The 21,862-nt window shown below is 40.4% G+C and carries 16 protein-coding genes, 2 pseudogenes and 1 riboswitch; of the genes and pseudogenes, 14 read left to right on the forward strand and 4 right to left on the reverse strand.

The window, feature by feature from the left end; all coding sequences use genetic code 11:
• The first annotated feature begins 242 nt into the window (after positions 1–242).
• Entirely contained in the window at positions 243–1,961 is a 1,719-nt protein-coding gene (locus tag ACPC57_RS00065) for an alkaline phosphatase (protein ID WP_217374280.1), read from the forward strand.
• Positions 1,962–2,395: 434 nt separating this feature from the next.
• Positions 2,396–3,634, forward strand: coding sequence for a LysM peptidoglycan-binding domain-containing protein (locus tag ACPC57_RS00070; RefSeq protein WP_434066087.1), 1,239 nt, complete (start codon positions 2,396–2,398; stop codon positions 3,632–3,634).
• Between the two features lie 197 nt (positions 3,635–3,831).
• On the opposite strand, the gene ACPC57_RS00075 is transcribed toward ACPC57_RS00070, so the two are convergent.
• The 3 genes and pseudogenes from ACPC57_RS00075 to treP all read right to left on the reverse strand — a co-directional run bounded on the left by ACPC57_RS00075 (position 3,832) and on the right by treP (position 7,878).
• A complete protein-coding gene (locus ACPC57_RS00075; RefSeq protein ID WP_434066049.1) occupies positions 3,832–4,107 on the reverse strand; it encodes an iron chaperone in 276 nt (91 codons plus the stop codon).
• A gap of 69 nt (positions 4,108–4,176) precedes the next feature.
• Positions 4,177–5,799 carry an alpha,alpha-phosphotrehalase gene (treC, locus tag ACPC57_RS00080; RefSeq protein WP_434066050.1) on the reverse strand — a complete coding sequence of 541 codons (1,623 nt, stop codon included), beginning with the start codon at positions 5,797–5,799 and terminating at the stop codon, positions 4,177–4,179.
• Between the two features lie 78 nt (positions 5,800–5,877).
• Positions 5,878–7,878, reverse strand: a pseudogene (gene treP, locus ACPC57_RS00085) (PTS system trehalose-specific EIIBC component).
• Between the two features lie 230 nt (positions 7,879–8,108).
• Here treP and treR point away from each other — a divergent pair.
• The 11 genes and pseudogenes from treR (at position 8,109) to ACPC57_RS00140 (ending at position 19,219) form a co-directional block, all read left to right on the forward strand.
• Positions 8,109–8,822: a trehalose operon repressor gene (gene treR, locus ACPC57_RS00090; protein ID WP_024391755.1), complete on the forward strand. Its 714-nt coding sequence runs from the start codon at positions 8,109–8,111 to the stop codon at positions 8,820–8,822.
• A gap of 57 nt (positions 8,823–8,879) precedes the next feature.
• Positions 8,880–9,197, forward strand: a complete 318-nt coding sequence (locus tag ACPC57_RS00095; protein WP_130554395.1) for a hypothetical protein — start codon at positions 8,880–8,882, stop codon at positions 9,195–9,197.
• Positions 9,194–9,742 (forward strand): CvpA family protein, encoded by a 549-nt coding sequence (locus ACPC57_RS00100; RefSeq protein WP_130554394.1) that lies wholly within the window; start codon positions 9,194–9,196, stop codon positions 9,740–9,742. The genes ACPC57_RS00095 and ACPC57_RS00100 overlap by 4 nt, the downstream gene beginning before the upstream one ends.
• Positions 9,743–10,181: 439 nt before the next feature.
• Complete coding sequence (locus ACPC57_RS00105; RefSeq protein ID WP_434066051.1) at positions 10,182–12,515, forward strand: endonuclease MutS2; 2,334 nt, start codon at positions 10,182–10,184, stop codon at positions 12,513–12,515.
• 260 nt (positions 12,516–12,775) lie between these two features.
• Complete coding sequence (trxA, locus tag ACPC57_RS00110) at positions 12,776–13,090, forward strand: thioredoxin (RefSeq protein ID WP_130554392.1); 315 nt, start codon at positions 12,776–12,778, stop codon at positions 13,088–13,090.
• A 117-nt stretch (positions 13,091–13,207) separates the two neighbouring features.
• Entirely contained in the window at positions 13,208–13,366 is a 159-nt protein-coding gene (locus ACPC57_RS00115; protein WP_434066052.1) for a hypothetical protein, read from the forward strand.
• Positions 13,367–13,417: 51 nt separating this feature from the next.
• A pseudogene (locus ACPC57_RS00120) lies at positions 13,418–14,728 on the forward strand (AMP-binding protein).
• Between the two features lie 39 nt (positions 14,729–14,767).
• Positions 14,768–15,706 (forward strand): peptide-methionine (R)-S-oxide reductase MsrB, encoded by a 939-nt coding sequence (gene msrB, locus ACPC57_RS00125; RefSeq protein ID WP_171989545.1) that lies wholly within the window; start codon positions 14,768–14,770, stop codon positions 15,704–15,706.
• 109 nt (positions 15,707–15,815) lie between these two features.
• A riboswitch (glycine riboswitch) is annotated at positions 15,816–15,923 on the forward strand.
• Between the two features lie 106 nt (positions 15,924–16,029).
• On the forward strand, positions 16,030–17,421 hold the full coding sequence (locus tag ACPC57_RS00130; protein WP_337999537.1) for an alanine/glycine:cation symporter family protein: 1,392 nt from the start codon (positions 16,030–16,032) through the stop codon (positions 17,419–17,421).
• A 363-nt stretch (positions 17,422–17,784) separates the two neighbouring features.
• A complete protein-coding gene (locus ACPC57_RS00135; RefSeq protein WP_434066053.1) occupies positions 17,785–18,609 on the forward strand; it encodes a mechanosensitive ion channel family protein in 825 nt (274 codons plus the stop codon).
• A 34-nt stretch (positions 18,610–18,643) separates the two neighbouring features.
• A complete protein-coding gene (locus ACPC57_RS00140; RefSeq protein ID WP_434066054.1) occupies positions 18,644–19,219 on the forward strand; it encodes a DUF4352 domain-containing protein in 576 nt (191 codons plus the stop codon).
• Between the two features lie 88 nt (positions 19,220–19,307).
• Here the strand turns inward: ACPC57_RS00140 and gdhA are convergent, their stop codons facing one another.
• Positions 19,308–20,654 (reverse strand): NADP-specific glutamate dehydrogenase, encoded by a 1,347-nt coding sequence (gdhA, locus tag ACPC57_RS00145; protein WP_274504291.1) that lies wholly within the window; start codon positions 20,652–20,654, stop codon positions 19,308–19,310.
• 219 nt (positions 20,655–20,873) lie between these two features.
• Here gdhA and ACPC57_RS00150 point away from each other — a divergent pair, with 219 nt between their 5' ends.
• Entirely contained in the window at positions 20,874–21,812 is a 939-nt protein-coding gene (locus ACPC57_RS00150; RefSeq protein WP_171989573.1) for a dihydroorotate oxidase, read from the forward strand.
• The last annotated feature ends 50 nt before the right edge of the window (positions 21,813–21,862 follow it).

Here is a 21,862-nt window from a genome sequence, read left to right on the forward strand (position 1 = left end):
TGTGTAGTAATCATATTATCAAACGCATAAAATCGATGTTGCAGGCAACATGATTTTATGCGTTTTTGTGAATTGTAGGATTCTTACTTCTTTAGTGAATAATTTGTAAACGACCATTGATAAGAATTTACAAAGAAATTACAATCTATACTTAGATATTTTACGTAATTTTCATTGGAATTTGATGAAAATGGGTTAGACTAATTTTGGACTTAAGTCTGAATAATACCAAGGAGTTTTAAATGAAAAAGAAATCTACCTATCTTCAATGTGCAACGATCTTGTTTGCTACTTCAGTGCTTCTTTTAGCAGCTTGCAGTAACCAAGCAAGTGTTAAATTAGATACTGAAGCTGTTAATGATGCAGCTTTAGCTGAGCAGACAGCGAATGGAAAAACAGTAGCTCTTTATGATACTAGTAGGGCTAAAACGGAGGATTATTCCAAGGTAAATGAAAATCAGGCCAAGTATGTTTTTCTTTTCATCGGAGATGGGATGGGGGTTACTCCGGTAACAGCTGCAGAGAATTATCTAGGCTATACCCAGACCAATAAGGGAGAAATTTACCCAGACAGGATGAATTTTACAGAGATGCCAGTTGTTGGTATGAAGACTCAATTCGACTGCCACTCTTTTATTCCAGACTCAGCCTCTACAGCGACTGCATTTGGGACAGGAATAAAAACTCAAACGGATACGGTGGGGCTTTCTGGAGACTTTAGTCAATCTGCAGATTCAGTGGCAGAAAAAGCTAAACGAGCAGGTAAAGCTGTTGGTATCATTTCCTCCGTGACTTTAAACCATGCAACACCTGCTGCATTTTATGCTAATGTAGAATCACGTAATTCATATTATGATATTGGCTTACAAATGGCAGAGACAGACTTTGATTTTTTTGGTGGTGGTTCCCTCAAGCATCGAACAGGGAAGGAAAAAGATCAAAAAGATCTATATACCATTTTAGAAGAACGTGGCTATACTATCGCAGATACCAAACAAGAAGCTGAGCAAATTACAGCAGATTCAAAGAAAGTGTATATGGTAGCTGAGGACTTGCAGGATGATGGTGCCATGACATATGCTATTGACCAAAACAGTGATAGCCAGACCTTGAAAGATGTAGTGGACAAAGGTATTGAAGTACTGTCAAATAATCCAGAAGGTTTCTTTATGATGGCAGAATCAGGGAAAATAGACTGGGCTGAGCATGCCAATGACGGAGTGACCACAATGGAAGAGGTCATTCAGTTTCAAGAAGCAATCCAGTCTGCAGTGGATTTTTACGATGAACATCCAGACGATACCTTGATTGTGGTAACTGCAGACCATTCTACAGGTGGTTTCACCATAGGAAATGGTTCAACTGGGTATGAGACCTATTTTGACCTCTTAACAAATCAAAAAGGTTCACAAGTTGCTTTCCAAGAGAAGGTAAAAAGTGCTCTTGAGACCAATCCAAATATTTCATTTGAAGAATTTGCATCTCAGATTACAGCATTCTTCGGTCTAGTTCTTGATCCTAATGCCCCAGCAGAAACTGGTACAGAAGCAGCAGTTGAAGCCTATAAGGAGCAACAGGAGAGCAATCGCTTGATTTGCTCGCAAGAGGAATACCAGGAACTCAAAACTGCTTTTGAAGAAAGTAAGAAGGCAAGTGAAGAACAAAATGTCCAGTATGGTGGCTATGATCCAGTTTCCATTACAGCTACCCATATTTTAGATAAAAAAGCAGGGTTAGCTTGGACAACGACTGCCCATGCGGGTGAAAAGGTACCAGTCTATGCTATGGGTTCCGGGGCCTATATGTTTGACGGGGAATTTGATGATACGGATGTCGCAGTTCGCTTGGGAGAAGCCATGGGCTTTAATGGAGAGGTAGCAGGTCCGAAAGACCAGATGGAAACAGAAACCAAGAAACCTGTTGGTGTTGGCCTAATTCCTCCTGCTTCTGGAAATGAATAATTTTAGCTTAGGCTCAAGCACAGGCTACTAGTCAGACTTGGGATCAACATTTTGTGCAGTGGTTGATTAGCTTTACTAGTCTGGGAGAATTAAACAGCTTTAGAGGAATTGTTTCAGCTAATCACTTTGAAATTTACATGTGACCAGAGAAAGTCCGAACCTAGATACTAGGAAGTGAGGGAACACTCCTAGTCAGGTTGAGTTCTATCCTTTTCCAAAATCTCTTCGTTTCTTAAGTTCGTATGACAATTTCGTGACAGAATCCTTTTCTAGATTACAGAGTGAAAACATTTTGTTAAAAGACTGGTTTTAACCTTGTTTTTTAGCTTTGATTTATATAAGATAGAACCATTAAATTGGAAAAGGAATGAAAAATGAAACGTAAGAAGTTATCAAAATCACAATATATGCGTCGCAAGAGAAAAACACCTGTTATGAAAGCCAATAAGAAGGTGCTTTACACATCATCATTGGCCCTTTCATTATTTGCTACTGGGATTACAGCTCCAAATGTTTTTGCATTGGATTGGACTCCCCGTAGTGTAAGTGAGATTAGTCAAGAAATCGAAGATAAAGGCGGAAAATTAACCTATACCGTAAAGTATGGTGATACCTTAAGTGCGATTGCCGAGGCTATGAATATTGATTTGGATATTTTAGCTCAGGTTAACCAAATTGCAGATGTGAATTTGATTTTCCCTGATACAGTTTTGACTACTACGGTTGATCAAAATCATCAAGTAACGCAAATTGAAATTCAGGCACCTGTACAAGAAGAAGCTGCTGAAAATACTGTGCAAGCAACAGTCGATATTGCAGCTAATGAAATTACAGTAAATGATACAGTTATCCCACTGGAGTCAACGGATGCGCCTAGTTCATCTGCTTCAATTACAGAAGGTTCAGTTGAAACTCCAGTAGAGGAAGCACCGGTCACAGAAGTCCCTTTAGAAACCCCATTGGAAGAAACCCCAGTAGAAGAAGTTCCAGTTACAGAAGTCTCAGTTGAAACTCCAGTAGAGGAAGCACCGGTCACAGAAGTCCCTTTAGAAACCCCATTGGAAGAAACCCCGGTAGAAGAAGCACCGGTCACAGAAGTCCCTTTAGAAACCCCAGTAGAGGAAGCACCAATCACAGAAGTCTCAGTTGAAACTCCAGTGGAGGAAGCACCGGTCACAGAAGTCCCTGTAGAAACCCCAGTAGAGGAAGCACCGGTCGCAGAGGTGAACTCTGTAGAGGCAGCCCCTGTGACTCCTACACCAGTCGCGTCAACTGCAACAACAGTTGCTACGGTTTCAACAACTTCATCAAGTACTACTAGTTCATATGATGTTGGACTCCAACCTCAGGTTGCAGCATTTCGAGCTGAAGTAGCTAATGCCTTTGGAATCACGTCATTTTCAGGCTACCGTGCGGGTGACACAGGGGATCATGGTAAAGGATTGGCAATTGACTTTATGGTTCCTCAAAGTTCGGCTTTGGGTGATCAGGTCGCTGCATATGCTGTGGTTAATGTAGCATCGAAAAATATTAGTTATATCATTTGGAAACAACGATTCTACTCACCTTATGCTAGTATTTATGGACCAGCATATACATGGAACTTAATGCCAGATCGTGGAAGTATTACGGAAAACCACTATGATCATGTTCATGTATCCTTTAATCAGTAAAATTGTAATAGCAAAAGCCAAACTCAAAGCGAGCTTGGCTTTTTGAATGTAAGCAATTAGATTAATACTTTCAAGAAAAGTTGGTTTTATATTTTTTTGCAGAAAACAATCCTATCTCCAAAACTTAGTGTAGCCCTTCTTATCATACATATTAAAAAAATCATGTTTCGGAGGAGTTGCCAATCAACTTCTTGGTTTTACATTATTTTGAAGAGGTTATTGGTTGCTTCGTAGCTTGCTGCCTTGATATCGTTTGTGAAGATAGCCATAGTGACTGCTTCAGGAGCAATGGAAATGTGGTTCTTGGCAACCGAGAAACCGATAATAAAGGTTCCATTCATGATAAACATAGGCTGGTTCCATTTCAATTCTACTGTTAGATTTTGAAATTCTTTCTGAATCTGTTCAAAGATTGGTTCTAATTTGAATTTTAAGATTGGGTTCTTAAAATTGATCAAAAAAAATTGGAGCATGAGGCTTCCTCTTCTTCATTTCTATCATGCTAAAACTAGAGAGGAGCATTGCCCCTCCTTAATCTTTTATCACCCCCAAATTGCTGTTGCTTGATAAGGTTTGAGAGTTATTGTTTTGCCTAGCTTACTATCAGGGTAATTGCTAATCAGGATATGTCCCTGTGCGTAGTTGTCTAGCAGTTCTATTTCAACCTCTTCCGGAAAGAAATTATTTAGGACAAGCAATTGTTCGCCATTTAACAAGCGCTCGAAGGCATAAACCTTGTTACTTTCATGATAGGCAGCTCGGTAATCACCTTCGGAAATGATAGGAAGTTTTTTTCTGAGTCGAATCAACTCTTGGTAGAAGGTGAAGATCGGGCCATTTTTTTCATTTTCAACGTTTATCGTTGGGTAGGATTTGCCAGCTTTTAGCCAAGGTGTAGCTGTTGAAAATCCGGCATTTTCGCTAGCATCCCATTGCATAGGTGTGCGAGAATTATCACGGGATTTTGCTTGAATAATTTTAAAGGCTTGTTCCGGACTCTTGCCTTGATCCAGAAGCATTTGGTAGGCATTGATAGATTCTACGTCAACATAATCATCCATACTATTGTAATCAGGGTCAATCATGCCGATTTCTTCTCCCATATAGATGTAAGGAGTTCCCCGAGAAAGATGGATGGATGCAACTAACATCGTCGCTCCTTCATTGCGGAAGTTTTCTATATCCACAAAGCGATTGAGGGCGCGGGGTTGATCGTGATTGTTGTAGAAAAGTGCGTTCCAGCCATTTCCGACTGACATCTCTTCGCCCCAAGTGTGGAAGAGGCGTTTGAGTTCCTCAAAGTCAAAGTCCTTAATGGTCCACTTTTGACCATCTTTGTAATCCACTTTCAGGTGGTGGAAGTTGAAGGCCATGGACAACTCTTTACGCTCAGGTGCTGTATATAATATACAGTTGTCAATGGTAGTCGCTGACATTTCACCGACTGTGATAAACCCTTCTTCACTACCGAAGGTTGCATTGTTCATCATTTTGAGATAGTCGTGGGTGATGGGGCGGTCTGTGTAGGCTGGTTTTCCATCATCAATAGGACAGTCTTCTAAGACTTCGTCCTTTCCGATGACATTGATAACATCAAAGCGGAATCCTTTAACACCCTTATTTTTCCAGAAGTTGACAACCTTGAATAGCTCTTCACGAACAGATGGATTCCGCCAATTAAGATCAGCTTGCGTTACATCATAAAGGTGTAGATAGTATTTCCCAGTTTCTCCGAAAGGAGCCCATGCACTTCCACCAAACTTGGAAACCCAGTCAGTGGGTTGGTCTCTCAAGATAAAGAAATCCTGGTAGTATTTGTCTCCAGCCAAGGCTTTTTGGAACCATTCGTGGTCTGTCGAGCAGTGGTTAAGGACCATGTCTAGCATGAATTCAATTCCTAATTTCTGACCAACGGCTACCATCTCTTCAAAGTCCTCCATTGTACCAAAATCAGGGTTTACTGCGGTATAGTCTGATATATCATAGCCGTTATCTCGTTGTGGACTTGGATAGAAAGGGTTGAGCCAAATCATATCAATGCCTAGCTCTTTTAGATAAGGAAGTTTTTCGATAATCCCCCGTAGATCCCCAACACCATTTCCAGTTGTATCCTTGTAAGATTTTGGGTAGATTTGATAAACTACTTTACGCTTGTCTATTGTCATTTCGCTCTCTCTTTCCTGTTTTTCTTGGTTGATAAGCAATGATAGGAGGTGCAAGCTATCTTGCGCCCTCCTAGAACATTAATTCTTTGTAATTGTCAGAATGGTCTTGCCTTGTGTGATTGTACGAGGAAGATTTCCGATAACTTGAGTGTCAAAATCAGTTTGATTTGTCACAATGATAGGTGTTTCAGCAACAAGACCAGCAGCCTTGATGACTGCGATGTCGAAATCAATTAGAAGGTCGCCAGCTTTTACTTTGTCACCTTGTTTGACATGGGCTGTAAAGCCTTTTCCTTCTAAACCAACAGTATCCATACCGATGTGCATCAGCAGTTCAATACCAGTTGAAGTTGTAATACCAATCGCGTGGAAAGTTGGGAAGAGTACAGAGACCTCCCCGTCTACAGGAGCGAAAAGCTTGCCTTCACTCGGGTCAATTACAATTCCTTTTCCCATCACACCAGATGAAAATACTGGATCAATAGCTTGTGATAAGTCTCTTGCTTCACCAGTTAGCGGACTAATAAGCTGGATTGATGTGTCAGCAACAGTCGAAGGAACAGAAGCAGCTTCTTGTGCAGCTTGCAGTTTTTCGTCTTCTGCTTTAGTTAAAATACCTGCTTTACGGAAGAAGAATGTTAATACAAATGGAATAGCAATCGCAACAGCCATTGCAAAAGTAAATGGTAACCAGTATTGTGCTTTAATAGCCAAAATACCTGGAAGTCCACCGACACCAATTGCGTTGGCAGTGATATTCAACGAAGTTGAAATGAGACCTGCTAAACCAGAACCAATCAAACCAGCCACGAATGGATATACATATTTAACGTTTACACCAAAGAGAGCAGGTTCAGTTACACCGAGGTAGGCAGAAATAGCTGCAGGAAGTGAAATTTGTGCTTCTTTTTCGTTGTGTCGGTTCATAAAATAGTATGCCAATACAGCAGAACCTTGTGCAATGTTAGAAAGAGCAATCATTGGCCATAAGCCAGTTCCCCCAGCATCAGCAATCAACTGAGTATCGATAGCATTTGTCATATGGTGGAGTCCAGTAATAACAAACGGAGCGTAAAGTGCACCAAAGATTGCACCAAATACAGCTTTAAATGGACCTGTTAAACCAGCCAAAACAACCGTTGATAAGGCTTGACCAAGTGTCCAACCAAGAGGGCCAAGGATTGTATGAGCTAGAATAATAGCAGGTATCAATGAAAGAAATGGAACAAAAATCATTGATACAACTTCTGGGATGCGTTTACGCCAGAAAATTTCTAGATAAGAGAGTGCTAGACCCGCAAGCAAGGCTGGAATAACTTGAGCTTGGTAACCGATACGGTTGATGGTAAAACTACCAAAATTCCATACCCAATCACTAGCAATCGTTGCAGCATCAGTACCTGGAACAGCGTAAGCATTGAGCAATTGTGGAGAAACCAAACAGATACCCAGTACAATACCGAGAATTTGAGTTGTTCCCATTTTACGAGAAACAGACCAGGTAATTCCTACAGGTAAAAAGTGGAAGATTGCTTCACCTGGTAGCCATAAGAAATGGTTAACACCGTTCCAGAATGGAGATACCATAGTGATGGTGTTTCAGACGGGGTTTCCATCGGCATCAAATACCTTAACTCCATCAGCAACTTGTTGTCCTAACCATGGCATCCCAACCGCTTCAAGAACGTTACGGAAACCAAGGATAAGACCACCTACGATAATAGCTGGAATAATCGGTGTGAAAATTTCAGCTAGCATCGTCATGACACGTTGAATGGCATTTTGATTACTCTTAGCAGCTGTTTTAGCGGCTTCTTTAGATACACCTTCAATACCAGATACGGCGGTGAAGTCATTATAGAAAACCGGCACATCGTTGCCAATGATAACTTGGAATTGACCTGCGTTTGTAAATGTACCTTTTACGGTAGAAATGTTTTCAATTGTTTTAACGTCTGCTTTGCTTTCATCAGCTAAAACAAAACGCATACGAGTTGCACAGTGTGTTACTGCGGTGACATTTTCTTTTCCGCCAATGGCTTTCAAGAGTTCCTGGGCTTCATGTTGATATTTCCCCATTATTTTTCCTCCTCAGTGGCAAGATCTGCCACCACCTAAATTTTTCCAATATATAAATAATTGGTTAAATTATTTATATAAATTTACAATATTTGTACGGACAAATATATTTCAAAAATATTGTATACGATTCCATAAAACAATGCAAGCGTTTTTACTCATTTTTTTTAAAAATTTGTTATAATATTCTAGTTGTATGATAAAAAACAGACTAATGTTGGAGTAATAAAATGAAAAAATATCAAGAAATATATAATGATTTAAAAGAGAAAATACGAACAAATGTCTATCCTGCTGAGACTTCTTTACCAACTGAACAACAATTGCAAGAAATGTATCAAGTTAGCCGAGATACTGTTCGAAAAGCACTGGCTATTCTGACAGAACGCGGAATGATTCAAAAAGTTCAAGGAAGAGGTTCTCTAGTTTTAAAACAGGAACTATTGAATTTTCCTATTTCTGGCTTAACTTCGTATCAAGAATTGACGGATGCTTTGCAGTTGCAGTCAGATACAGCGGTTGTTGATTTGGAGCTCATTACAGTAAATAGTAATTTATCTCAATTAACAGGATTTGAACCATTTAGTAAAGTATGGAAAATTGTACGTACAAGGTCCATAGATGGAAAGGTTTCAGTAGTTGATACGGATTATCTCTCTTCAGATATTGTTCCGAAGATGGATAAAGAAATCGCAAAAGGTTCAATCTATCAATATTTAGAAAAAGAACTAAAATTGGATATATCCTATGCTCAAAAAGAAATTACGGTTGAACCAACCAGTTGGGAAGAACGTGAATTGATGAAGACTCAAGACGATTACTTGGTGTTGATAAAATCAAGAGTTTTTCTAGGCGATACACAACAATTTCAATATACTGAAAGCAAGCATAAAATTGATAAATTCCGCTTTGTGGATTTTGCTCGTAGAAAGCATTCACTATAGTAAGAATTAGCCAAAAATAGGTTTTTACGTTATAATAGATGGAAGATGAGGGGAAATATGGCAAATTTAAATCGATATAAATTTACTTTTGGCGAAAAGCAACTGACTTTAACGACAGAGCATGATAATCTTTTTATGGAAGAAATTGAACGAGTTGTTCAAGAAAAATATCAAGCATTAAAAGAAAAAATGCCTACTGCGGATTCTGAAACTCTAGCCCTTTTATTGGCAATTAACGCACTATCTGTACAGCTGACACGCGAAATAGATTTTGAAAAGACCGAGGCTGAGTTGGCAAGCCTGAAAGCCAAGGATAAAGTTTCAAAAGAAAATGTGACCTTGGTTGATTTGGATGAACTTGAGGAAAAAGTATGATTACACTAGCAATCATTTTCATTCTAGTATGGAGTTTTTATATCGGATATAGCAGAGGTATAGTGTTACAAACTTTCTATGGTTTAGGAACTATTGTTTCATTAATGGTTGCATCTGCACATTTCATGAAGTTGGCACAATTTTTATACCTCTGGGTTCCGTTTGCAAATGCAACTCAAGGAAGTTATAACTATTTCTTTGATGAGAAGTATCTTTTTGACTTAGATAAGGTTTTTTATGCGGGGTTATCATTTTTGCTACTCTATGTAGCTGTTTATGCCTTGGTACGTTTTATAGGAATTTTTGTCCATCTTTTAGAAGGTTTTAATCCAGATACTCAGTTGAGCAATCTCATCAGTGGCATTGTAGCGGTTATGGTAACCTTTATTTCCCTGCAGATCGTGATGGTTCTATTGTCTAGTATTCCACTTGCAGTGGTGCAAGAGAAGCTTCATAGTAGTTTTTTTGCCAATTTCATGATTCAATACACACCATTCACTAGTAGTTTTTTTAAATCTCTCTGGTTGAGTAATATTACAGGGTAAGGGAGACCTTATCCTTTTTATCATCATTTATACTCTTCGAAAATCAAAAGCAGACGTTGTTGACTTGATTTGATGAGTGAGAGTGGGAAAGAACTCGACCAGTCTAAAAAGAGTTTGTCAACAAGTCTTTATTTCTAGTTGTTGAGCTGAAACAGTCTATCCCCAGACTTCAATTTATGTGAGCTGACTGCCGTCAGCTTATATTTCCCACTTTAAAAGGTCTCCCAGACCTTTTAAACTCCCGCCCCCGCATAGCTCCAAATATTCCCCAAGCCTTTGGAGCTAGTCTGATTTTGATTTTGATTTTAATTGAGTAATTGAGTATTAGTTGACTGTGAAAACTTTGATGTTAGAGTGGAAAAGACCATATAATCAGCTATTTTATCTTATATTGTTTTGATAATGAGATAAAATTAAGGAGAAGACTAAGTAGGAACATATGAATAATAAGATTATAGAAACCCTTGAATTTCACAAGGTAAGACAAAAAATTGAGCCCTATCTCTTGACGGAACAGGGCTTTGAAGAATTGCGACAGTTGGAACCCATGGTGGAAGTTCACCGTATCCAGCAGGCCTTTAACGAGTTGACAGACATAGCGCAGATTTTTGTAGAAAATCCCTATTTCAGTCTGGCTGCTACTAGTGACATCGGTCCAGCTATGCGTCGTTTGGAGCTAGATGCCGATCTTAATATCACTGAGTTACTAGCAGTGAAAAAAATATTGGAAGTTTCTAAGTCTCTCTTGGATTTTTATGAAAATCTAGAAAATGTCAGTCTTACCCAGCTGGATAAACTCTTTGAAAAGATTGAGCTTTTTCCACACTTACAAGGCTCCCTCCAATCCATCAATGATGCGGGGTTTGTAGAGGATTTTGCTTCAGAAAAGCTGGGTCGTATTCGTAGAAAAATCCGTGAAACCGAAGACCAGGTTCGTCAGGTCATGCAGGATATTTTGAAGACTAAGGGGGACATGCTGTCTGATAGCATTTTGGCAAGCCGTAATGGACGCAATGTACTTCCTGTCAAAAATACCTATCGCAATAAAATTGCAGGGGTTGTCCATGATATTTCTGCTTCGGGTTCGACCGTTTATATTGAGCCGCGGGCAGTGGTGACCCTGAACGAAGAAATCAGTCATCTGCATGCAGAAGAACGCCATGAGCTCAATCGAATTTTGCAGGAAATGTCAGATATGCTTCGACCTCATAGTGGTATTCTCCGAAATAATGCTTGGATCATCGGTCATCTTGATTTTGTCCGTGCTAAACATGTCTTTGCGCGTGATCATCAAGCGATTGTACCAATCTTGTCAGAAAAACAAGACATAGCATTACTGAATGTTCGACATCCGCTCATTGCTGATCCTGTACCAAATGACCTGTATTTCGGTAGTCAGTTGACGGCTATCGTGATAACAGGTCCCAACACAGGTGGTAAGACCATCATGCTCAAGACCTTGGGATTGACCCATTTGATGGCTCAGTCTGGTTTGCCTATTTTGGCTGATAAGGGTAGTCGGGTAGCTATCTTCAAAGAAATTTTTGCGGATATTGGGGATGAACAGTCGATTGAGCAGAGTTTATCAACCTTCTCCAGTCACATGACCCACACGGTGGAGATTCTAAGAGCAGCTGATAAAGATTCTCTCATTCTATTTGACGAGTTGGGAGCTGGGACAGATCCGCAAGAGGGTGCGTCTTTGGCTATGGCAATCTTAGATGACCTTCGTTTGCGGGGGATCAAGACCATGGCAACCACCCACTATCCTGAGCTCAAGGCCTATGGGATAGAAACCTCTGGTATTGAAAATGCCAGCATGGAATTTGATACCAATAGCCTACGGCCAACTTATAAGTTTATGCAGGGTGTTCCTGGGCGGTCCAATGCCTTTGAAATTGCTCGCCGTCTAGGTCTGTCTGATATTATTATCCAGTCGGCTCAGTCTTGGACGGATACAGATAGTGATGTGAACCGAATTATTGAAAAATTGGAAAGCCAAACGGTTGAAAGCCGTCGTCGCCTAGACAAGATTCGTGATGTTGAGCAAGAAAACTACAAGATGAACCGAGCCCTTCGCAAGCTCTATGACGAACTCAATCGTGAGCGGGAAAATGAGCTCAACAAGGCACGCTTGGAAGCCAAGGAAATTGTGGATAAGGCATTGGCAGAAAGCGAGGAGATTCTTAAAAATCTTCATGCTGCAGCCAGTCTTAAGCCCCACCAGATTATCGAAGCCAAGGCAGAGCTGAAAAAGTTGGTGCCTGAAGTGGTGGATCTATCTAAAAACAAGGTTCTGAAGAAAGCTAAAATTCAGCGGGAGGCCAAGGTGGGCGATGACATTATCGTTACAGCTTATGGACAACGTGGGACCCTGACCAATCAGCTTAAAGATGGACGTTGGGAAGCTCAGGTTGGCTTGATTAAGATGATCTTGGCCAAAGATGAGTTTGAGTTAGTCAAGGCGGAAAAGGCAGATCAACCTAAGAAACGCCAGGTTCATACAGTTAAACGTGCCAATGTACGAGGACCAAAAGCCCGCTTAGATCTCCGTGGCAAACGCTACGAAGAGGCTATGATGGAGCTGGATGAATTTATCGACCAAGCCCTTCTCAACAATCTGGCACAAGTCGATATTGTTCACGGTATTGGTACTGGAGTTATCCGAGAGGGAGTGACTAAGTACCTTCGTCGAAACAAGCAAGTCAAGGAGTTCGGCTATGCCCCACAAAATGCAGGTGGATCAGGCTGTACTATTGTGACGTTTAAGTAAAAAAATAAGGTATAGATGAATAATATCAGGTGATATAGTATTGCCCAAGTAATTGGGATATCTCAGTACTTCAACTGGAACTGATAAATAGTGGATTCCATTTAATTCTTTATGCAACTGCGGTCATGCTCAAGTTGACTATAAAGCTAAACAACTTATTTTTCTATAAATATGACTCACATTATCCTCCGTAGCAAAAATTCGCATTCTCTCTTCATTTGGTGTAGAATAATAGTACAAAAAAAGAAACGGAGAATTGTATGGTTCAAGTTGTTACAGATGCAAACTTTGAAGTTGAAACACAAGAAGGCGTAGTCCTTGTTGACTTTTGGGCACCATGGTGTGGTCCTTGTCGTATGCAAGCACCAATCTTGGAACAATTAGATGGTGAAGTGGACGAAGACGAATTACGCATTTATAAAATGAATGTAGATGAAAATCCAAACACAGCTCGTCAGTTTGGTATCATGTCTATCCCAACACTTCTGTTCAAAAAAGATGGAAAAGTTGTAAAACAAGTTGCTGGTGTTCATACGAAGGAGCAAATCAAAGCGATTTTAGCTGAAATTGGCTAATTGAAAATGAAAGCAAGTAGTGGGCTCAGATTCGCTGCTTGTTTTTTTCACAACTGAAAGCATGTTCAAAAAAACGGATTGTGAAGGTTGACATAAGATATTATAATAACCTTATCTTTGTCAACTATTAGTTACAAACCATTAGATCTCTATCGTCAGTTTAAATCAGCAGCTCAAGAGTTTCCAAATGTTACCATTTATTTTGACCAACCCTGCGCATCCTTCTCTGAATTAGGATTGGAAAATACCTATCAAACCGTTTTTGAGGCCATTTAAAAAAGAGCTGCCCAATTTGCAGAGGCAGGTATTGTTGGCTATGGAGACAAGGTGGTTCTGTATAAGAGCCCAGCTTTCGACACCTATTTGTTAGCAGTAGCGGTAACGGCATTGGGTGCTGTTCCTGTTATGATTTCCTATCATTTGCCATCTTCGAATTTAGATGTGTTTGCGGAGCGATTGGAAAAGTCTTTCATTGTCTACAACCAAGAAACGGAAGAACGTGTACCAGGAATGACTCGAACTGACCTGGTCACAAAGGTATTTTTACCCCAAGTCCTAGTGCAAGAAACAGTTGCTTTTGAAGAAAATCTCCTGCCAGAAGATGTCATTCAATACATGACCCATACTTCGGGAACGACAGGTGTTCCAAAATTAATCTGCCACACAGCACAGACCATGGGCTGGCGAGTAGCTTGACAACAAACTATTTTTGAAAAGATGACGGAGAGAGGCTTGCTGGCCTTCCATATCTCCCCTGTACATTCACGCTATAATATCGGCGTGTCTTCGGCGATTGGGCTTGGATTCCCCCTCTATCCGCTTTCTTCTGCAAGAAAAGGGGCGCTTGCTCTTCATCGTCCAAGTGCTCTGGAAACCCATCCTAATAACTTTGTCCAATGGGCAAGATTGGCCAAGGAAAAACCAGAGGTCTTTAGTAGCATTCGTTATTATCATTCAACCTTTGATGCTATCAATATTGGTACGCTTCGCACCTTCTTGGAGGCTTCTAAAGAGCAATATCCAGTCTTTATGCAGGTTTATGGTCAAAGTGAATGTGGTCCAATGATTTTACGTTACCATCGCTTGGAAAATCTAGGAACAGTTAGTGGACGAGATATGGGGATTGGTCTGGAAGGTTACACAGAAGCACGCATCACAGATGCCCAAGGGAATCCTCACCCAGCTAGAGAAAACGGCCATATCCAGTTCCTGTCAAAAGGCAGTGCTGTGACCTACTATAAAGGATATGCCCGCTTCCAAGATAATGTGTACGGTGCTTGGTGGGATAGTGGTGACTACGGCTGCATGACTCCAGAGGGTACACTTCTTCTAAAAGACCGTCAGGTTGACCTCATTGAGCATATCGACAGCAACCTTGCCTTGGAAGATGTATTGCTGGATAAATTGGACTTTTTATCAGAAGTCGTGATTATCCGCGATGTCAATGGTGCACCGCAGCCGATTATCGCTCTGGCAGACGATGCTGAGAAGAACTGGGAAGCTTGGTGGGCCATGGTTGCAGACCTACCACTATTGAAAGAACCCATCTTGATGGCTTATGACGTCATTCCAAGTACTGCGACTATGAAGGTTCAATGCCTCAAAATGGAAGCAGAAATGAAAGAAAAAAATCTGTAAGAGTGACGAAACCACGCTTGCAGATAAGAAGGAGTTTACATGAAAGAAATTTATCTAGCAGGCGGTTGTTTCTGGGGAATGGAAGGCTACTTTTCCCAGATCGATGGTATTCTTGACACCAGCGTTGGCTATGCCAATGGACAGGTGGAGACGACCAATTATCAACTCCTCAAACAAACAGACCACGCAGAGACGCTCTATCTAGCCTATGATGAGACTCGTATCAATTTGCGGGAAATTCTCCTCTACTATTTCCGTGTCATTGATCCCTTCTCTGTCAATCAGCAGGGACCTGACAAGGGGCGCCAGTATCGGACTGGTATCTATTATACAGATGAGGTTGATTTGCCGACCATCGAGCAGGTCATGACGGAGCAGTCCCAGCTCTTTGGTGGACGCCCCCTAGCCGTTGAAGTGGAGCCACTCGCGCATTACATCCCCGCCGAAGACTACCATCAGGATTATCTCAAGAAAAATCCCCAAGGGTACTGTCATATCGATCTTGGGCAGGCAAAAATCCCTCTGATTGATGTTGCAGACTACCAAAAGCCAGACCAGCAAGTCTTAAAAGACAGCTTGACCGACCTCCAGTATCAAGTCACTCAAGAAGCTGCGACGGAAAGACCCTTCGAAAATGAGTTTTGGAATAGTGAACAAGCTGGCATCTACGTCGATATTACGACTGGCGAACCGCTCTTTCTCTCGACGGACAAATTCGATTCAGGTTGCGGCTGGCCCTCCTTTACCAAACCAATCAGCAAAGAAGTTGCGACTTATTTCCAAGATAAGTCCCATGGCATGAACCGTATTGAAGTCCGTAGTCGGGCTGGTCATGCTCATTTAGGTCATGTCTTTGATGACGGACCGCGTGATAAAGGCGGTCTCCGTTACTGTATCAACTCAGCAGCCCTTCGTTTCATACCGAGAGAGGAAATGGAAGAAGCAGGATATGGACTATTTTTAGATATTCTTTCTTGATTTTTCTGAAAATTCACTTGATTTTTTCTTGAAATAGGATTAAAATATAGGCAAGATAAAACTGAATAACCGGTTGATAGTGAATAGGAAGGGTTGCTGACTGTTCACAGGACGGAACTCTGGAGAGACCATCATGGCACCGAAGGGGCAAGGTGGGGTTGCTGAATGGAAAAGTAATCCTACTCAAACTCTCAGGTAAAAGGACAGAGCGTATTAATATAGGGTTTTCCTATATTTTTCGCATTACATCTAGAGGTTGAATTGTTCAGCCTCTTTTTAGTTTTTCCAAAAGCTTTATCTAGACCTATTTTTTCGGAGGAATTATGTTAGAACTATTTAAGGCCACCAACAACTTTGTTTGGGGACCGCCACTTCTATTGCTTTTAGTAGGTACAGGTGTTTATTTCACCATTCGTTTAGGATTGTTTCAACTAAGTAAACTACCCACAGCTTTTCGTTTGATTTTCTCAAGTGATCAGTCTGGTCAAGGGGATGTGTCGAGTTTTGCGGCATTGTGTACGGCCCTTGCAGCGACTGTCGGGACAGGAAATATTGTCGGGGTGGCAACTGCTATTACTACAGGTGGTCCTGGAGCCCTTTTCTGGATGTGGGTTGCTGCATTCTTTGGTATGGCAACGAAGTATGCGGAAGGATTTTTAGCAATCAAGTACAGAACTAGGGATGCAGATGGTCATGCGGCAGGTGGACCAATGCATTATATCACCATTGGTATGGGACAGAAATGGAAACCCCTAGCAATCTTCTTTGCCATTTCTGGAGTTCTGGTGGCTCTTTTGGGGATTGGGACATTTTCACAGGTCAATTCAATTACTTCTTCATTAGAAGTAAGCCTTGGTTTATCGCCGCAGTTGATTAGTATCCTCTTGGCCATTCTAGTGGCTGTCATCATCTTTGGTGGTATCGAAACAATTTCCAAAGTATCAACCAAGGTTGTTCCGTTCATGGCCATTCTCTACATTTTAGCAACAATTGTGATTTTAATAACAAATGCAGATCAGTTGATTCCTGCGTTGAAGTTAGTAGTTAGTTCAGCACTGACTCCTTCTGCAGCTGTTGGTGGTTTTGCTGGGGCAACAGTAAAAGAAGCAATCCAGAGAGGAATTGCTCGTGGTGTATTTTCTAATGAATCTGGTTTAGGTTCTGCTCCCATTGCCGCTGCTGCAGCCAAATCAGACAATGCCGTTGAGCAAGGTTTGATTTCTATGACCGGTACTTTCATTGATACCATTATTATCTGTAGTTTAACAGGTTTATCTATTTTGGTGACTGGTCAGTGGACGGTGGAAGGACTTGAGGGTGCTCCGCTGACTCAGGCAGCATTTGCAACTGTTTTTGGTAATCCAGGGACAATTGCCTTGACTGTTAGCTTGGTTCTCTTTGCATTTACAACGATTCTGGGCTGGTCATATTATGGTGAGCGCTGTATTGAATTTCTTTTCGGAACAAAATCAATTTTACCCTATCGGTTGGTCTTCATACTAATGGTAGCTCTCGGTGGTTTCCTGAAGTTGGACTTGATTTGGACGATTGCAGATATTGTGAATGGTCTCATGGCCCTACCAAACTTAATAGCTTTACTAGCCTTATCACCAGTTATTATCAAGGAGACACGTTTGTATTTCCAAGCTACTCATCGAAAACCGTCATTTATTTTCAGTGAGTTACTTATTAAATTAATTAAAAAATCGAGCTAAGTCTCGTTTTTTTAATTATTCAAAAACATATATACGTATGTTAGAATGATGATTAGACCTCTGGAAACGGAAAGTGAGATACTAGGAAAGGCTAGTATTCTTTGGAAATCGTGGTAGGAGGGGAATGCGCGTGCCATTTCCTTCTATGAAAAAGTGGGCTTCCGATTTGATGATGTCAAAAAGATAGTTAATCTAGGTGCAGAACGTACAGAGTACCGCATGGTGTTGAGACGGATATCACAATGATTTCAACCAAGGTTTGATGGATTCTGTTAGGCCCATTCTCAAATATTTTTGACGTATTAAGTCAGCCACTCGGCTATCTTTTTGTTCTTTTAGGGTGTTTTCTGCTATAATTATCTCATGAATGATTTTATTACAAAGTACTTGTCTCAGTTTAATGTTGAGGCGATTGTGACCGCTAGCCTGAACAAGATTTTTTCTCTTATTTTACTGTTCATTACATTTTATATTCTGAAGAAAATCGCTAAAGCTTCAGTTAAAAAAGTGCTTGTACCGTCTCTAAAGATTTCAAACCGTGAGCAAGGACGACAAAAGACAATCAGTCGATTAGTGGAAAGCAGTTTAAACTATCTCCTTTATTTTATTCTGCTTTACTGTGTACTCAGTATTCTAGGCTTACCTGTCTCAAGCTTGTTGGCAGGTGCTGGGATTGCAGGGGTTGCTGTTGGACTGGGAGCACAAGGATTTTTGTCAGACTTAGTCAATGGATTCTTCATCTTGATTGAACGACAGTTTGATGTAGGGGATGTTGTCAAGTTGACAAATGGACCAATTACTATTTCTGGTACGATTGTTAGCATGGGGATTCGGACAACGAAAGTGCGTGATGCAGATGGAACCCTACATTTTATTCCAAATCGTAATATTTTAGTTGTCAGCAATCAATCGCGCGGGGAAATGCGTGCACAAATTGATATCCCATTGAAATTTAATACAGATCTAGAACAAGTTTACCGTATTATAGAGGAAGTCAATAATCGTGAGTTAAGCAAGTTTGAACAGATTACCAATGTCAGCATTTTAGGGCCGAAAACGACGGAAACAGGACAATTTGTTTTTCGTGTCAACTTATTTGTAACAAATGGTCAACAAACAGTAGCCTATCATCAATTTTTGGGTTTATACCAAGATGCACTAAGGCAAGCAGGTATCGAATTGCCATAAGAGAACCAAGCGTAAGCTGAAGAGGAGGAGAAGATTGAAAGACTTTGTTATTGAAGATGGACAAATGTACTATCGAAAGAAACCTTTATACCGGCAACCACTTTTTTGGACAACAATTGTTGGGTTGGTACTAACATTTGTACTAGGGTTTATATGTGTTGTTTTGACTTTAGGTCTCAATGTATCACAAAATCAAGGGACAACCTATCCAGATTATTTAGACGAGACTTTGGCATATAAAGAGTACCAGATAGGTGATAAAGTTAATTTTTCAGATGGTCTGGATGTAACAGTGACATCGATGGAAAAAGATGACAGCGTAAGCTTAGTGGATGATTATTATAGTTCAGCATACGTTGTTGAGGTGGAGGTTGAGAATGCAACAGATGAAAGAGTGTATTTTGACGAATATTATTTTAACCTTATCGATCCAACGACTCAAATACCTTATACATTAGACTTAAGTACATATGATGTCAATTTGGTTGAAAAGTTAGAACCAGGTGAGAAAATAAATGTAAAACTCATTTATGGTGTAGATGATGAGTCAAGTTTTGGTCTCGTTTATGAAGAGGCTATGTGGACAGATTTGATTTCTGAAGGAATCTAATAGAAAAAATCCCGAATTGATTTTTGCAATTCGGGATTTTGCTTATAGTTATTTAATTGGTTGGAGGCTATCACAAATAAGCTGGAGATTATACCAAACCTTGAGCAATCATTGCATCTGCAATTTGTTCAAACGCAGCAATGTTAGCACCAGCAAGGTAGTCTTTACCAAGGTCGTATTTTTCTGCAGTTTCTTTAGCTGTGTTGAAGATGTTTGCCATGATGTCTTTAAGACGACCATCAACTTCTTCACGAGTCCATGACAAGCGAAGGCTGTTTTGGCTCATTTCAAGTGCTGATACGGCAACACCACCAGCGTTCGCAGCTTTAGCAAGCCCGTAAAGAACACCGTTTTCTTTGTAAACTTTGATTGCATCTAGGTCAGATGGCATGTTAGCACCTTCAGCTACACAGTAAACGCCATTTTTCACAAGGGCAGCAGCTTGCTCGCCGTTGATTTCATTTTGAGTTGCACATGGAAGAGCAATGTCTGCTTTGCCATCGTAGTTCCATACAGAACCTTCAAAGTATTTTGCAGTTGGTTTTTCAGCAGCATATTCAGTCAAACGAGCGCGGCGTTTTTCTTTAATGTCTACCAAGAGGTCGAAGTCGATACCAGTTTCGTCAATGATGTAACCATTTGAATCAGAAACTGAGATGACTTTTGCACCAAGTTCAGCAGCTTTTTGAACTGCGTATTGAGCAACGTTACCAGAACCTGAGATAAGAACGGTTTGATCTTTGAATGATTTGCCGTTTGCTGCCAACATATTGTCAGTGAAGTAAACTAAACCATAACCAGTTGCTTCTGGACGGATCAATGAACCACCAAAGCCAAGAGATTTACCAGTCAAGACACCGGCATCAAATTGACGTAGGCGTTTGTATTGACCAAACAAGTAACCAATTTCACGTCCACCAACACCGATATCACCAGCAGGTACATCAAGTGAAGGACCGATGTGTTTTTGCAATTCAGTCATGAAGCTTTGGCAGAAACGCATGATTTCAGCGTCAGTTTTTCCTTTAGGATCAAAGTCTGAACCACCTTTACCACCACCGATTGGAAGACCAGTCAAAACGTTTTTAAAGATTTGTTCAAAACCAAGGAATTTCAAGATAGATTGTGTAACAGTTGGGTGGAAACGAAGACCACCTTTGTATGGGCCTACAGATGAGTTAAACTGTACACGGTAGCCACGGTTAACTTGAACATTTCCATCTTTATCAGTCCATGGAACACGGAAGCTGATAACACGTTCTGGCTCAACGATACGAGCAAGAATGTTTTCTTCAATATATTCCGGATGTGCTTCAAAGACAGGCTCAAGGGTAGAGAAGAGCTCTTCTACAGCTTGAAGGAATTCTGTCTCGTGTGGATTACGAGCTTTAACAGCTTCGAATGACGCTTGGATGTATGCTTTTGCATTTGTCATGTGGATCACCTAATTTCTTTATTATTTATTAAATTGTCTGACAATTTAATTTATCTGAAAATTATTATAGCATTATGATTTTTAATTGTAAAGAAAAAATGTAAGAATTTTAAAAAAATTTAATAAATTTTTAAAAATCCGAACGTTAGTTGTAAATGAAGAAAATCCATTTCTTTCTTATGATATAATCAAGAGAGAATGACCTATATGGAGGATAATATGGTTTCAACAGCAACAAGTTTAGGTGGATTTCAGTTTGATAATTGCTTGATGAATGCAGCTGGTGTTTGGTGTATGACCAAGGAAGAGCTGAATGAAGTGAAACAGTCTGCAGCAGGAACGTTTGTTACAAAAACAGCAACCTTAGAATATCGTTCGGGAAATCCAGAACCTCGGTACCAGAATGTGCCACTTGGTTCAATTAATTCGATGGGCTTGCCGAATCAAGGCTTGGATTATTATTTGGATTATTTGTTGGAATTGCAGGAAACGGAACCAGAACGCACATTTGTTTTATCCTTAGTTGGAATGTCGCCAGATGAAACTCATCAGATTTTAAAAACAGTAGAGGCTAGTGACTTTAAAGGATTAACAGAACTAAACCTCTCTTGTCCCAATGTTCCCGGAAAACCACAAATTGCATATGATTTTGAAACGACGGAAGCCATTTTGCGCGAAGTATTCACGTATTTTACAAAACCGCTTGGTATAAAGTTGCCACCTTACTTTGATATTGTTCATTTTGATCAAGCAGCAACAATCTTTAATCAGTTTCCACTAGCCTTTGTCAATTGTGTCAATTCAATTGGTAACGGTCTCTACATTGAAGATGAATCAGTTGTTATCAAACCCAAAAATGGTTTTGGGGGTATTGGAGGAGAATATATCAAACCAACTGCCCTTGCCAATGTCCATGCCTTTTACCAACGGTTGAAACCTGAAATTCAGATTGTTGGAACAGGTGGTGTTCTGACGGGACGTGATGCTTTTGAGCATATTTTATGTGGTGCTAGTATGGTTCAAATTGGGACTACTCTTCATAAAGAAGGTCCTGTTGCTTTTGAACGAATCACAGCTGAATTGCAAGCCATCATGCTTGAAAAAGGCTATCACAGTATTGAAGACTTCCGAGGGAAGTTACAGCATTTAGATGATTAACATAATGACATAATTGAGAACGAAAAGAACTGGAAGTATACTCTTGTAGA

Source organism: Streptococcus sp. VTCC 12886 (genome assembly GCF_049893425.1).
GTDB classification, from domain to species: domain Bacteria; phylum Bacillota; class Bacilli; order Lactobacillales; family Streptococcaceae; genus Streptococcus; species Streptococcus suis_AA.